The sequence below is a fragment of the Vibrio sp. 10N.222.55.C7 genome, assembly GCF_041473335.1.
GTDB lineage: Bacteria > Pseudomonadota > Gammaproteobacteria > Enterobacterales > Vibrionaceae > Vibrio > Vibrio crassostreae_C.
In genome coordinates this window covers 30221-43938 of the sequence record NZ_JBFRSC010000014.1, presented here as the reverse complement: position 1 = coordinate 43938, position 13718 = coordinate 30221, and the positions used below count along the sequence as shown (strand labels likewise).

General features: G+C 44.8%; 15 protein-coding genes. All 15 read right to left on the bottom strand.

The window, feature by feature from the left end:
• Window positions 1-33: 33 nt before the first annotated feature.
• The gene (locus AB4482_RS04525) at window positions 34-456 is read right to left on the bottom strand and encodes a F0F1 ATP synthase subunit epsilon (RefSeq protein WP_004735742.1); all 423 of its coding nucleotides are present in this window, start codon (window positions 454-456) and stop codon (window positions 34-36) included.
• An 18-nt stretch (window positions 457-474) separates the two neighbouring features.
• Window positions 475-1878: a F0F1 ATP synthase subunit beta gene (gene atpD / locus AB4482_RS04520; RefSeq protein ID WP_048610850.1), complete on the bottom strand. Its 1404-nt coding sequence runs from the start codon at window positions 1876-1878 to the stop codon at window positions 475-477.
• Window positions 1879-1912: 34 nt separating this feature from the next.
• Window positions 1913-2779 carry a F0F1 ATP synthase subunit gamma gene (gene atpG / locus AB4482_RS04515; protein WP_016794171.1) on the bottom strand — a complete coding sequence of 289 codons (867 nt, stop codon included), beginning with the start codon at window positions 2777-2779 and terminating at the stop codon, window positions 1913-1915.
• Between the two features lie 48 nt (window positions 2780-2827).
• Window positions 2828-4369 carry a F0F1 ATP synthase subunit alpha gene (gene atpA, locus AB4482_RS04510; RefSeq protein ID WP_010433235.1) on the bottom strand — a complete coding sequence of 514 codons (1542 nt, stop codon included), beginning with the start codon at window positions 4367-4369 and terminating at the stop codon, window positions 2828-2830.
• Window positions 4370-4382: 13 nt separating this feature from the next.
• Complete coding sequence (gene atpH / locus AB4482_RS04505; protein ID WP_017058795.1) at window positions 4383-4916, bottom strand: F0F1 ATP synthase subunit delta; 534 nt, start codon at window positions 4914-4916, stop codon at window positions 4383-4385.
• Between the two features lie 15 nt (window positions 4917-4931).
• Complete coding sequence (gene atpF / locus AB4482_RS04500; RefSeq protein WP_372180588.1) at window positions 4932-5402, bottom strand: F0F1 ATP synthase subunit B; 471 nt, start codon at window positions 5400-5402, stop codon at window positions 4932-4934.
• A gap of 59 nt (window positions 5403-5461) precedes the next feature.
• The gene (gene atpE, locus AB4482_RS04495; protein WP_004411110.1) at window positions 5462-5719 is read right to left on the bottom strand and encodes a F0F1 ATP synthase subunit C; all 258 of its coding nucleotides are present in this window, start codon (window positions 5717-5719) and stop codon (window positions 5462-5464) included.
• A gap of 48 nt (window positions 5720-5767) precedes the next feature.
• On the bottom strand, window positions 5768-6565 hold the full coding sequence (gene atpB / locus AB4482_RS04490) for a F0F1 ATP synthase subunit A (protein WP_017058797.1): 798 nt from the start codon (window positions 6563-6565) through the stop codon (window positions 5768-5770).
• 8 nt (window positions 6566-6573) lie between these two features.
• Complete coding sequence (locus tag AB4482_RS04485; RefSeq protein ID WP_017058798.1) at window positions 6574-6963, bottom strand: F0F1 ATP synthase subunit I; 390 nt, start codon at window positions 6961-6963, stop codon at window positions 6574-6576.
• Between the two features lie 192 nt (window positions 6964-7155).
• Window positions 7156-8037, bottom strand: a complete 882-nt coding sequence (locus AB4482_RS04480; RefSeq protein ID WP_017058799.1) for a ParB/RepB/Spo0J family partition protein — start codon at window positions 8035-8037, stop codon at window positions 7156-7158.
• 23 nt (window positions 8038-8060) lie between these two features.
• Window positions 8061-8834: a ParA family protein gene (locus AB4482_RS04475; RefSeq protein ID WP_372128554.1), complete on the bottom strand. Its 774-nt coding sequence runs from the start codon at window positions 8832-8834 to the stop codon at window positions 8061-8063.
• Window positions 8835-8848: 14 nt separating this feature from the next.
• A complete protein-coding gene (gene rsmG, locus AB4482_RS04470) occupies window positions 8849-9481 on the bottom strand; it encodes a 16S rRNA (guanine(527)-N(7))-methyltransferase RsmG (protein WP_017058801.1) in 633 nt (210 codons plus the stop codon).
• Entirely contained in the window at window positions 9481-11376 is a 1896-nt protein-coding gene (mnmG, locus tag AB4482_RS04465; protein ID WP_017058802.1) for a tRNA uridine-5-carboxymethylaminomethyl(34) synthesis enzyme MnmG, read from the bottom strand. Before mnmG ends, rsmG begins: the two co-directional genes overlap by 1 nt.
• 482 nt (window positions 11377-11858) lie before the next feature.
• The gene (gene mioC / locus AB4482_RS04460; RefSeq protein WP_017058804.1) at window positions 11859-12293 is read right to left on the bottom strand and encodes an FMN-binding protein MioC; all 435 of its coding nucleotides are present in this window, start codon (window positions 12291-12293) and stop codon (window positions 11859-11861) included.
• 50 nt (window positions 12294-12343) lie between these two features.
• Complete coding sequence (gene mnmE, locus AB4482_RS04455) at window positions 12344-13705, bottom strand: tRNA uridine-5-carboxymethylaminomethyl(34) synthesis GTPase MnmE (RefSeq protein WP_029235098.1); 1362 nt, start codon at window positions 13703-13705, stop codon at window positions 12344-12346.
• Between the last annotated feature and the right edge of the window lie 13 nt (window positions 13706-13718).

Here is a 13718-nt window from a genome sequence, read left to right as displayed (position 1 = left end):
GCCTTTGTCTCAGAGTCTATAATCTTAAAAAGATTAACGACGCTGTTTTGTCAGTTCGATAACTCGTAACTGAGCAATGGCTTTAGCCAGTTCACCGGCCGCTTGTGCGAAGTCTATGTCGCCATGCTGATTTTGGATATTCTCCACAGCCTTGCGTTTAGCTTCTTCCGCCTTTGCTGCGTCTAGCTCTTCACCACGGATAGCTGTATCAGCCAGTACAGTCGCTGTACCAGGCTGAACTTCTACCATACCACCAGAAACATAAATGATTTCTTCGTGGCCGTGCTGCTTAACAATACGCACCATACCAGGCTTGATAGCGGTCAGCAGTGGAGTATGACCATGGAAAATACCAAGCTCACCCTCACTACCGGTCACCTGAAACGTCTCTACAAGGCCTGAGAAAATTTGTTTCTCTGCACTTACAACGTCTAGGTGAAAGGTTATTGCTGCCATATCGCCTCCTAGTTAGCCTTATAGCTTCTTAGCATTCTCGATAGCTTCGTCAATTGCACCACAGTACATGAACGCTTGCTCTGGAATGTCATCGTATTCACCAGATAGAAGACCTTGGAAGCCACGTAGAGTCTCTTTAAGAGGTACGTAAACGCCTGGGTCACCTGTAAATACTTCCGCTACGTGGTAAGGCTGAGTTAGGAACTTCTCAATCTTACGAGCACGAGATACAACTTGCTTATCTTCTTCAGATAGCTCATCCATACCTAGGATAGCAATGATATCTTTCAGCTCTTTATAGCGCTGAAGAGTAGACTGAACGCCACGAGCGATGTCGTAGTGCTCTTGTCCAACTACCAATGGATCCAGTTGACGTGAAGTAGAATCTAGCGGGTCGATCGCTGGGTATAGACCCATAGATGCGATGTTACGGTTAAGTACAACCGTTGCATCCAAGTGAGCGAACGTTGTTGCTGGAGACGGGTCAGTCAAGTCATCCGCTGGTACGTATACCGCCTGTACAGACGTGATAGAACCAGATTTAGTTGACGTGATACGCTCTTGTAGAACACCCATTTCTTCAGCTAGTGTAGGTTGGTAACCTACCGCAGAAGGCATACGACCTAGAAGTGCTGATACTTCAGTACCTGCTAGTGTGTAACGGTAGATGTTATCAACGAACAATAGAACGTCACGACCTTCGTCACGGAAGCGCTCTGCCATTGTTAGACCAGTCAGTGCAACACGTAGACGGTTACCTGGTGGCTCGTTCATCTGACCGTAAACCATCGCTACTTTTGATTCTTCAGGTTTTTCGATGTTTACAACACCTGCTTCCTGCATCTCAAAGTAGAAATCGTTACCTTCACGAGTACGCTCACCTACACCTGCAAATACAGATAGGCCTGAGTGTTGAAGTGCGATGTTGTTGATAAGTTCCATCATGTTAACGGTCTTACCTACACCAGCACCACCGAATAGACCGATTTTACCACCCTTAGCGAATGGACAAATCAAGTCGATTACTTTAACACCAGTTTCTAGAAGAGCTGTCTCGTTAGACTGCTCTTCGTAGCTTGGAGCTTCACGGTGAATGGCGTAATGCTCTTCAGCACCAATCTCGCCACACTCATCAATCGCGTCACCTAGGACGTTCATGATACGACCCAATGTCTTAGTACCTACTGGTACTGAGATTGGAGCGCCAGTATTTTCAACTGTCAAACCACGACGTAAACCATCAGAGCTACCCATTACGATTGCGCGAACTACGCCACCGCCAAGTTGTTGCTGAACTTCAAGAACTAGACGTTCTTGTACTTCATTAACATTCAGAGCGTCGTATACACGAGGTACTTCACCCTGTGGGAACTCTACGTCGACTACCGCACCGATGATCTGTACGATCTTACCTGTAGCCATCGTTAATCCTCTAACTATTTAGTTTTACCTAAGCTTAAACCGCAGCTGCGCCTGAAACGATCTCAGAAAGTTCTTGTGTAATCGCCGCTTGACGCGCTTTGTTATACACAAGTTCTAAGTCATCAATAATGTCACCAGCGTTATCTGTTGCTGATTTCATTGCAATCATTCGAGCCGCTTGCTCACAAGCAAGGTTCTCAACCACACCTTGGTACACTTGAGATTCGACATAGCGAACCAATAATGCATCTAGTAGTGGTTTTGGCTCGGGCTCATAAATGTAGTCCCAAGAATGACTGCGTTTCATTTCTTCGCTGTCTGATTTAGGCAAAGGAAGTAATTGATCGATCGTTGGTTCTTGAACCATAGTGTTTTCAAACTTGTTGAACACTACGAACAGGCGATCTAATTCGCCTTCATCATATTTCTTCAGCATAACGCTTACAGAGCCAATCAAGTCTTCAAGGCTTGGACGATCGCCCAGACCAGAAACTTGAGCTGCCACTTTCGCGCCGCTGTTGTTGAAAAATGCTGTCGCTTTTGAACCTACAATTGCAAGTTCAACGTCAGCACCTTTCTCAGACCAATCTTTCATATCGTTCATGGCTTTTTTGAACAAGTTAATGTTCAAACCACCACAAAGACCACGGTCTGTAGAAACGATGATGTAACCAACACGTTTGGCTTCACGTTCCTCAAGATAAGGATGCTTATACTCGAGGCTACCATTAGCCAAATGACCGATCACTTTACGCATTGTTTCTGCATATGGACGAGTAGCTTCCATTGCGTCTTGAGAACGACGCATTTTTGAAGCTGCTACCATTTCCATTGCTTTCGTAATCTTCTGTGTGCTTTTAACACTACCGATTTTATTACGTATCTCTTTTGCGCCGGCCATCGTTACTCTCCGTTAATGGTATGAGGTGGCCCTAAGACCACCTACCAATTACCAGGTCTGGGTTGCCTTGAAATCGTCAACAAGCTTCTTCAGCTCAGCTTCGATTTCTTTATTGAAAGCACCCGTTGTGTCGATCTGTGTTGCTAGATCGGCATATTGACCACGAGCAAACGACAGTAAAGCAGCTTCAAAGTCTAGAACTTTAGAAAGTTCAACGTCTTGAAGGTATCCACGCTCTGCAGCGAAGATTACTAGAGCTTGGTCAAATACAGACATAGGAGCGTATTGCTTCTGCTTCATCAGTTCTGTAACTTTTTGACCGTGGTCTAGCTGCTTCTTAGTCGCTTCATCAAGATCCGAAGAGAACTGAGCAAATGCTGCAAGTTCACGGTATTGAGCTAGAGCAGTACGGATACCGCCAGATAGCTTCTTGATGATTTTAGTCTGCGCCGAACCACCTACACGAGAAACTGAGATACCTGGGTCAACAGCTGGACGTACGCCCGCGTTGAATAGCTCAGTTTGTAGGAAGATCTGACCATCAGTAATCGAGATTACGTTCGTTGGTACGAATGCAGATACGTCACCAGCTTGCGTTTCGATGATAGGTAGAGCAGTTAAAGAACCAGTCTTGCCTGTCACTTCACCGTTAGTGAATTTTTCTACGTATGCTTCGCTTACACGAGCAGCACGCTCTAGTAGACGAGAGTGAAGGTAGAAAACATCACCTGGGAACGCTTCACGACCTGGTGGACGCTTAAGTAGTAGCGAGATTTGACGGTAAGCTACAGCTTGCTTAGATAGATCATCATAAACAATCAGTGCATCTTCACCGCGATCACGGAAGTATTCGCCCATCGCACAACCAGCATACGGTGCAAGGTATTGCAGCGCTGCAGATTCAGAAGCAGATGCAACAACAACAACAGTGTTTGCTAGTGCGCCGTGCTCTTCTAGTTTGCGAACTACGTTAGCAATAGTCGACGCTTTTTGGCCGATAGCTACGTAGATAGAGAAAATACCAGAATCTTTTTGGTTAATAATCGCATCGATCGCCATTGCTGTTTTACCAGTCTGACGGTCACCGATTACTAGTTCACGTTGACCACGACCGATAGGGATCATTGAGTCAACAGACTTGTAACCAGTTTGAACAGGTTGATCTACCGATTTACGGTCGATTACACCTGGTGCGATAATTTCTACAGGCGAAGTCAATTTAGCTTCGATTGGACCTTTACCATCAATTGGCTCACCTAGCGTGTTTACAACACGACCAAGCATTTCAGGACCTACTGGTACTTCTAGAATACGACCAGTACCTGTAACTTTCATGCCTTCCTGTAGGTCAGCATACGGGCCCATTACAACAGCACCAACCGAATCACGGTTCAAGTTTAGTGCTAGAGCGTAACGGCCACCCGGTAGTTCGATCATTTCACCTTGCATCACGTCCGCTAGGCCGTGGATGCTAAGGATGCCATCGCTTACAGAAACGATAGTACCTTCATTGCGAGCTTCACTAACAACGTCGAAAGATTCAATACGTTGTTTAATTAGATCGCTAATTTCAGTGGAATTAAGTTGCATGCTCCAATCCCCATTAAGACTGCAATGCATCGCTCAGGCGGTCTAGACGACTGCGCGCTGAGTTATCGATGACTAGGTCTCCGGCTCGAATAATAACTCCACTAAGTAGAGTCTCATCTATACTGCAATTCAGCTGAACTTTGCGCGCTAAGCGCTGTTCCAATTTGCTGCTGATCTCTGCGCGTTGTTCTTTAGAAAGTTCAACCGCTGAAGTGACTTCAACGTCGATCTCTTTCTCGTGCTCTTGTTTGAGCAATAAGAACTCTTTGCAAACATCAGGAAAAGCCATTAAGCGGCCATTCTCTGCCATTACTTTTATCAAGTTCTGGCCGAATTCATCAAATTGTTCGCCACAAATTACAATGAATACTTCAGCTAATTTTTCAGCAGTTTGAGAGCTGCTTAAGAAATTGTGAACATCATCATTTTGTGCCACTTCGGCAGCAAAAGTAAGCATCTGACCCCATTGGTCTAGCTCACCTTTCTCTACCGCAAAGTCAAACGCTGCTTTAGCATAGGGGCGTGCGATTGTAGTCAAATCAGACATATACAGCCCCTTGCTTTAAAGTTTTGCAGTAATGTTGTTAAGAAGATCATCGTGTACATCTTTATCGATTGTACGCTCAAGGATTTTCTCAGCACCAGCAATTGCCAGAGTTGCGACTTGTTTGCGCAGGTCATCACGGGCACGTGTGCGCTCAGCTTCAATTTCGGCTTCCGCTTGCGCTAAGATTTTCTGGCGTTCTGCCTGAGCCTCTTCGCGAGCTTCATCAATAATTTGAGCCTTGCGTTTATTTGCCTGTTCAATAACCTCAGTTGCGGTGCGCTTCGCTTCTTTCAATTGGTCAGAAGCGTTGGCTTGTGCTAGATCCAAGTTTTTAGCAGCGCGTTCAGCGGCTACTAGACCGTCAGAAATTTTTTTCTGACGCTCTTCAATTGCTTGCATGATTGGTGGCCATACATATTTCATGCAGAACCAAACAAACATAGAAAAAGCAATTGCTTGACCTAACAGAGTTGCGTTCATATTCACAACAGCTACCCCTCGTTAAGAATCAACTACAAAAATTTAATTAACTAATTAACAGTTAATTAGCCTGCTAGTTGACCAACAAATGGGTTAGCAAACGTGAATAGTAGTGCGATTACGATACCGATCATTGGAACAGCATCCAGTAGACCAGCGATGATGAACATCTTAACTTGTAGCATTGGAGCCATTTCAGGTTGACGCGCAGCGCCTTCTAGGAATTTACCACCAAGAATAGCAAAACCAATTGCAGTACCTACGGCACAAAGACCAACAATAATAGCAACAGCGATTGCTGAAAAACTTAGTACAGTTTCCATTTACGTTCTCCGATTAACATTAATAGTTAGAATAAAACTTAAAAATTTTTAGTGATCGCCATCTTCATGGGCCATTGATAAATAAACAATTGTTAACATCATGAAAACAAATGCTTGAATCAAAATAACCAAGATATGGAAGATAGCCCAAGGTAGAGAGCCTACCCATTGTAAATACCACGGTAGCATTGCCGCACAAAGAATGAATACAACCTCACCTGCGAACATGTTACCGAATAGACGCATACCAAGTGATAGAGGCTTCGCGAGTAGCGATACCACTTCAATCAGTAGGTTAAACGGGATCATGATTGGGTGATTAAATGGATGTAAAGCAAGTTCTTTGGCAAATCCACCTAAGCCTTTTACTTTGATGCTGTAGTAGATCATCAGAGCAAAAACACCTAAGGCCATTGACATGGTTATATTAACATCAGCTGAAGGAACCACTTTCAAATAAGGGATACCTAGCCAATGCTCCGCAGGATATGGTAAGAAATCGATAGGCACTAAGTCCATCAAGTTCATTAAAATAATCCAGCAGAATATAGTCAGTGCTAATGGAGCAATCAGAGGGTTGCGGCCATGGAAAGTGTCTTTAACGTTGCCATCAACGAATTCAACTACCATTTCAACAAAACACTGAAGCTTACCAGGTACACCTACTGTTGCTTTCTTAGCGACTGAGCGAAAAACCCAAAGGAATAACATCCCTGTCAACACCGAAAAAAACAGACTGTCTATATGTACGTTCCAGAAACTTGTCTCCTCTACAAGACCAAACTTAGCTAAAGAAAGGTTTTGTAAGTGGTGCTCAATGTATCCGGATGCTGTTGGCGCAGCCATAACTCATCCTATTTTTTATTGTTAATGAAAAGCACTGGCGCAAAGATATTAATACCTAGAACCAGTAAATAGGTCAGTTTGAGGGGAACTAATTCCACCTGCATATACATGTAGACAATAGAGAATAGTAGAACTGTGATAAGGATTTTTAGCGCTTCGCCTGCATAGAACGACGCCGCAACTAACTTAGTTGCGCGAGCTCCACTAAATAGGAAAGCACACACACAAAAAACTGCATTTGCGATGACAAAAATACCGCCACCGATTAATGCAGCAAAACCCCAATCAGGATTAACAGCTAAACCTAACCCTATCGCCACTAATATAACCGCGCTAAGCTCGATCAATAACATTTGCTTTGCAAGCACTCGTCCTGGTCTTGCTAACGCCGCTACCATGTATTCGTTCCTCTTTTAAGCCTTCTTTACTACTCGCTTAAAAGCGTGCTGAGAAATTGGCGAAAATTATACGTTCAGCCAAATTGATTGCAATAACAATGCAGCAATCATTTACATTTTTGCATACAAACCTACAACTTTTGTACGAAATTACTTGTTTATTACATAATTGACCTAAATCAATTATCTCATTTAGTACTCTAGTTTAGCAATAAGTTGCTCTAATTTGTGAGGCTCATCAAGAGTAATTGTCACTTTTGACTTACCGCTAACAGAACGAGTAACTGAAACGTTTGCTTGCAATTTTTCCGTGAGTCTTCGTGAAAGTTCGATAGCTTCTGTGTCTTCAGGCTTCGATTCACCTTCAACGTCTGGTTTTAAGCACTTTTTGACAAGTTGCTCAGTTTGACGCACGGTCATTTTTTTGGTTGCCGCAGTGTTTGCTGCTTCAACCTGGGTATCACCTTCAAGCGCAAGCAGTGCTCGAGCATGCCCCATTTCCAGTTGTTTATTGGAAACTAAACCTTTTACTTCATTTTCGAGCTGATTTAGACGTAATAAGTTACTCACCGTAGCTCTCGATTTACCGATTACATCAGCGACTTGTTGGTGTGTCAGCTCAAATTCGTTCTGTAGTCGCTCTAGCGCTTGTGCTTCTTCGATAACATTCAGATCTTCACGCTGAATATTCTCAATCAACGCCATCGCGATAGCGGCTTTGTCTTCGACTCTCTTGACCAAACATGGCACTTGTTTAAGGCCAGCTTGACGAGCCGCTCTCCAACGACGTTCACCAGCAATAATCTCGAACTGGTCGTGCGCCAATGGGCGAACTACGATCGGTTGGATAATGCCTTGAGATTGAATTGATGCTGCCAGCTCTTCTAGCGCTTCAGGCGCAATATCCTTACGCGGTTGATATACACCAGGCTTCAAGCAACCAACAGCCAGTTCAATAAGCTCACCATCAGCCGACAACGCCTGACTATGAGAAGCAACTTGCTGTTTTTCACGAGCCAATGAGCTAGTTGCAAGTAATGCATCTAACCCTTTTCCTAAACCACGCTTAGACATTGAGCGAATTCCTTTGGTTAGACCTATACTGGGACTTCTTCACGACGCAACATTTCGCCTGCAAGAGCAAGATATGCCTTAGCACCTGCGGAATACTTGTCGTAGTACATTGCTGGCTTGCCATGACTCGGCGCTTCTGCCAAACGTACATTTCGAGGGATCACAGTTCGGTAAACTTTGCTACCGAAGTGTTTTTTGAGTTGATCAGAGACTTCATTCGATAAGCGGTTACGAGGATCATACATTGTACGAAGAAGACCTTCGATCTTCAGATTCTCGTTTACTACCGCAGCGAGCTTACTGATGGTATCCATCAACGCAGTCAAACCTTCCAAAGCAAAATATTCACATTGCATAGGAACCAATACGGAATCGGCCGCAGCCATCGCGTTGATTGTAAGAAGGTTCAATGAAGGTGGGCAATCAATAAAGATGAAATCATAGTTGTCGCGAATGGATTTGAGTGCGTTTTTTAAACGAACTTCACGAGCAAATACTTCCATTAACTTGATTTCTGCCGCAGTCACATCACCGTTTGCGGCGATGAGGTCATAATTGCCAGATGTACTTCGGCAAACTACCTCATCAAATGGGGTGTCTTCAACCAGCAAATCGTAAGCAGTTGCTTCAACTTGATACTTATCGACACCGCTCGCCATAGTGGCATTACCTTGAGGATCGAGGTCAACAACCAATATCTTGCGTTTTGTTGCCGCCATTGATGCTGCCAAATTAATGCAAGTTGTTGTTTTTCCTACGCCGCCCTTCTGGTTGGCAATTGCTACGATTTTACCCACTATGGCCTCGCTGATTATCCCTGACGCGATAAAGTAACTAGATGACGCTCTCCATCAAGCTCTGGCACTTGCAAAGCTTTAATGTCTGTCACTGAACACCATTCAGGTAACAGGTCGATTTCGTCTCTAGGATGTTGTCCCTTAAGAGCCAAAAATACACCGGATTGCTCTTTAGGTAAATGGTGACACCACTCTACCATGTCTGTCATTGACGCAAATGCGCGACTGAGCACTGCATCAAACTTTTCTTCTGGTTGAAATTCTTCAACGCGACTTTGAACCGGTACCACGTTGTCGATACCCAGCTCATGAATCACCTGTTTGATAAAACGAATACGCTTACCTAGGCTGTCTAGCAAGTAAAACTCGCAGTCTGGATTCATGATTGAGAGCGGAATCCCAGGAAGACCAGGTCCCGTACCCACATCGATAAAGCGCTTACCTTGTAAGTGAGTGCTAACAATGATGCTATCTAAGATATGTTTCACCATCATTTCTTGTGGGTCACGAACTGATGTTAGGTTATAAGCTTTGTTCCACTTGTTCAGTAACTCAACGTAGCCAACCAACTGGCCACGTTGTTTTTCAGATACTTCAAGTTCAGTCTGGCCAATAAGGTGATCCAGTTTTTCGCGTAATGCGCTCATTATGCTTCCTCACCTTTTTTCAACAGACCGTGTTTTTTCAAGTAAACCAACAGAATTGAGATTGCTGCAGGTGTGATACCTGAAATTCGCGAAGCAATACCAATTGAGTCAGGCTTAGCTGTCGTTAGTTTAAGAACCACTTCGTTAGAAAGTCCTTTTACCTTGCTGTAATCGATATCAGCAGGCAGTTTGGTGTTTTCATGACGCAGTGATTTTTCAATTTCGTCTTGTTGACGCTGAATGTAACCATCGTACTTCACTTGGATCTCAACTTGCTCAGACGCTTGTTGATCTTCCAGTGCAGGACCAAAACGATCCAATGCGGTTAACTGTGAATAAGTCATTTCAGGGCGACGAAGAAGATCTTCACCGCTCGCTTCACGAGACATTGGTGTTTTCAGAATTTGGTTCAGTTGATCAATATCTTCAGATTTTGGATTAATCCAAGTCTCTTTCAGACGTTGACGCTCCTTCTCCATGTTTTCCATCTTCTCGTTGAAACGAGCCCAACGAGCGTCATCAACAAGGCCAAGTTCACGCGACTTTTCAGTCAAGCGGATATCGGCGTTGTCTTCACGAAGCAGCAGACGGTATTCCGCGCGAGACGTAAACATGCGGTAAGGTTCTTTGGTACCCATGGTAGATAGGTCGTCGATAAGCACGCCCATGTAAGCTTGGTCACGACGTGGACTCCAGCCTTCTTTGCCTTGAGTAAACAAACTTGCATTCAGACCGGCCATCAAGCCTTGTGCAGCCGCTTCTTCATAGCCAGTGGTACCGTTGATTTGACCCGCAAAGAATAGACCTTTGATAAACTTAGTTTCGTAAGTCAGCTTAAGGTCGCGAGGATCAAAGAAATCGTACTCAATCGCATAGCCAGGGCGAACGATATGAGCATTTTCAAAACCCTTCATCGAACGAACAATTTGAACCTGTACATCAAACGGCAGACTGGTAGAGATACCATTCGGGTATAGCTCGTGAGTCGTTAGACCTTCTGGCTCAATAAAAATTTGGTGACTGTTCTTGTCAGCAAAACGCATTACTTTGTCTTCAATCGAAGGGCAGTAACGAGGGCCAATGCCTTCAATCACACCCGCGTACATAGGGCTGCGATCAAGGTTGGCACGAATTACGTCATGCGTATTTTCATTGGTATGCGTGATGTAACATGGAATTTGACGAGGTTGTTGAGCTCGGCTGCCCATGAACGAGAAAACAGGCGTCGGGTTATCACCGTGCTGAACCTCAAGCTCAGAAAAATCAACGCTACGCGCATCGATACGAGGAGGAGTACCTGTTTTCAGGCGATCAACTCGGAATGGAAGATCACGAAGACGGTCAGCCAGTGCGATCGATGGTGGATCACCAGCACGGCCACCTGAAGAACTTTCCATACCAATATGGATCTTGCCGCCTAGGAATGTGCCCACAGTCAGAACCACAGCGCTTGCGCGGAACTTAAGGCCCATCTGCGTTACCACACCTACCACTTGATCCTGTTCAACGATCAAGTCATCAACCGACTGTTGGAACAAAGTCAGGTTTGGCGTGTTTTCAAGAACGTTACGAACAAAGGCTTTGTACAGTGCGCGGTCAGCTTGTGCACGAGTAGCACGAACCGCAGGGCCTTTTGATGCGTTCAATGTTCTGAACTGAATACCTGCATGATCAATAGCTTGCGCCATTAATCCACCCATTGCATCGACCTCTTTTACCAAGTGGCCCTTACCGATCCCGCCAATGGCTGGGTTACAAGACATTTGTCCTAGTGTATCGATATTATGAGTAAGCAATAACGTACTTTGACCAGTACGTGCAGATGCGAGTGCGGCTTCCGTTCCTGCATGGCCACCACCAACAACGATGACGTCAAATTTTTCGTGATAAAGCATGAACCGACCTCAGGTATTCAAACGTTTTCTAGATTGATAAAAAGGAGCGATATTCTACCTGTTTTCATAGCCTGAGAAAACGTTTTTGGGATTTTTCGAAAAAGCTGTTTTTAATTAATATAGATAAGATCTTTAAGGAGATCTTTTATTAGATCTATTATTAGGATCGAGGGTATCTGTGGATAAGTCGGAAATGATCAACGAGATCATGGATCTTTTTTGGATCAAATGATGTGATCTAACTTTGATCAGGATGAGGATTAGCTGGGATCAAAATGGCTACTTATTCACAGGAGGAAATTAGCCTAAAACTTGTTATTTGGATAACTATAGGTTAATCACCGTATATGTATGATCTTATCCACAGCAGAAATTGAAAATAGATCGCTAATTTTCGGTGTTTTTGAAAAAAAGTTATTCACAATCACGATGTTCAGAGACAAAAAAAGCGGCATAAGCCGCTTTTTGAGAGACGAGAGAGGTTAAAACTGGTCGCTATGATCGTTGAACCAAGCTTCTGCTGCGTCTTCTGGTACCGGAGTTTCCAATACATCGATGGTAAAACAGTCAGAAATAGGCTGAGCACCGAGCTCTTTCATCTGGCTGTGGACTGATTTTCCCGCCAAACAGAAGGTATCGTAACTCGAATCACCAAGCGCCACGACAGCAAAGCGAACCGGGCTTAAATCTGGAGATTGCTGGGTCAATGCGTCGATAAACGGCTTAATATTATCTGGAAATTCACCCGCACCATGAGTTGAAGTCACCAGCAACCAAAAGCCTTGTTGGGGAATATCATCGAATTCAGGCTGATTATGAAGGGTGATCTCGTGGCCTTGCTCTTCAAGAAGATCATTAAGGTGATCGCCAACGTACTCTGCACCACCTAAGGTGCTGCCTGTAATAATGTGGATCATTAAGCTGTCCTTACTAAAGAAAAAGGCCAGCATGAGCCGGCCTTTAAAGGTTATTTACCAATACAGAAAGAGGTGAAGATACGGCCGAGTAGGTCATCGGAACTGAATTCACCAGTAATCTCGTTAAGGTGTTGCTGCGTTATACGCAGTTCTTCTGCCAAGATTTCCCCTGCCATATAGCCTTCGAGCTGTTGCTGGCCAATATCTAGATGCTCAGATGCGCGTTCTAGGGCATCTAAGTGGCGACGACGTGCCATGAAGCCACCTTCATTGCCACCAGCAAAGCCCATGCAATCTTTTAAGTGATTACGTAGTGCATCAACGCCTTGTCCCGTCTTTGCTGATAGTCGAATCAGAGTTGGATCATTAACATGGCAAATCCCGAGATCTTCACCGGTTTGATCGGCTTTGTTACGAATCACGGTCATTCCGATGTTATTCGGCAGACGATCAACGAAATCTGGCCAGATATCTTTCGGGTCGGTTGCATCGGTAGTGGTGCCATCGACCATAAATAAAACGCGATCGGCTTGAGCAATTTCTTCCCAAGCGCGTTCAATACCGATTTTTTCGACTTCATCCGAGGCTTCACGCAGGCCTGCGGTATCAATAATGTGCAGTGGCATACCATCAATATGGATATGTTCACGAAGTACATCACGGGTTGTACCTGCAATATCAGTCACAATCGCGGAGTCTTTACCCGATAATGCATTCAGTAAGCTCGACTTACCGGCATTAGGACGACCTGCAATCACCACCTTCATACCTTCACGCATGATGGCACCTTGATTGGCTTCTTGGCGAACCGCTTCGAGGTTGTCGATGATAGCTTGTAAGTCAGCACTTACTTTACCGTCAGCAAGGAAATCAATCTCTTCTTCTGGGAAGTCGATAGCGGCTTCAACATAGATGCGTAAGTGAATCAGAGAATCCACCAGCGTATTAATGCGTTTTGAAAACTCGCCTTGTAACGATTGCAGAGCTGATTTCGCCGCTTCTTCTGAACTGGCATCAATGAGGTCAGCAATCGCTTCTGCTTGGGTTAAATCCATCTTGTCGTTCAAGAAGGCACGCTCCGAGAACTCACCTGGGCGTGCTGCGCGTAGCCCTGGAATAGCGAGGATGCGCTTGATGAGCATATCCATTACCACAGGACCACCGTGGCCTTGCAGCTCTAAAACGTCTTCACCGGTAAACGAGTGCGGGTTAGGAAAGTAAAGCGCGATGCCTTGGTCTAGCTCTAAACCATCGTGAGATTTAAAAGGGGTGTACTCAGCGTAACGTGGTTTCAGTACTTTGCCGGTAACTTCAAGCGCAACTTGGGCTGCTTGTGGGCCTGAAACGCGAATAATACCGACGCCGCCACGGCCGGGTGCAGTCGCTTGAGCAACAATCGTATCTGTAGTCATAGTTGTGCCTGCT

Bases quoted from the DNA above. Each gene is read 5' to 3' on its own strand.
- AB4482_RS04525 (WP_004735742.1), bottom strand. From the start codon at position 456: ATGGCAGCAATAACCTTTCACCTAGACGTTGTAAGTGCAGAGAAACAA.
- atpD (WP_048610850.1), bottom strand. From the start codon at position 1,878: ATGGCTACAGGTAAGATCGTACAGATCATCGGTGCGGTAGTCGACGTA.
- atpG (WP_016794171.1), bottom strand. From the start codon at position 2,779: ATGGCCGGCGCAAAAGAGATACGTAATAAAATCGGTAGTGTTAAAAGC.
- atpA (WP_010433235.1), bottom strand. From the start codon at position 4,369: ATGCAACTTAATTCCACTGAAATTAGCGATCTAATTAAACAACGTATT.
- atpH (WP_017058795.1), bottom strand. From the start codon at position 4,916: ATGTCTGATTTGACTACAATCGCACGCCCCTATGCTAAAGCAGCGTTT.
- atpE (WP_004411110.1), bottom strand. From the start codon at position 5,719: ATGGAAACTGTACTAAGTTTTTCAGCAATCGCTGTTGCTATTATTGTT.
- atpB (WP_017058797.1), bottom strand. From the start codon at position 6,565: ATGGCTGCGCCAACAGCATCCGGATACATTGAGCACCACTTACAAAAC.
- AB4482_RS04485 (WP_017058798.1), bottom strand. From the start codon at position 6,963: ATGGTAGCGGCGTTAGCAAGACCAGGACGAGTGCTTGCAAAGCAAATG.
- AB4482_RS04480 (WP_017058799.1), bottom strand. From the start codon at position 8,037: ATGTCTAAGCGTGGTTTAGGAAAAGGGTTAGATGCATTACTTGCAACT.
- rsmG (WP_017058801.1), bottom strand. From the start codon at position 9,481: ATGAGCGCATTACGCGAAAAACTGGATCACCTTATTGGCCAGACTGAA.
- mnmG (WP_017058802.1), bottom strand. From the start codon at position 11,376: ATGCTTTATCACGAAAAATTTGACGTCATCGTTGTTGGTGGTGGCCAT.
- mioC (WP_017058804.1), bottom strand. From the start codon at position 12,293: ATGATCCACATTATTACAGGCAGCACCTTAGGTGGTGCAGAGTACGTT.
- mnmE (WP_029235098.1), bottom strand. From the start codon at position 13,705: ATGACTACAGATACGATTGTTGCTCAAGCGACTGCACCCGGCCGTGGC.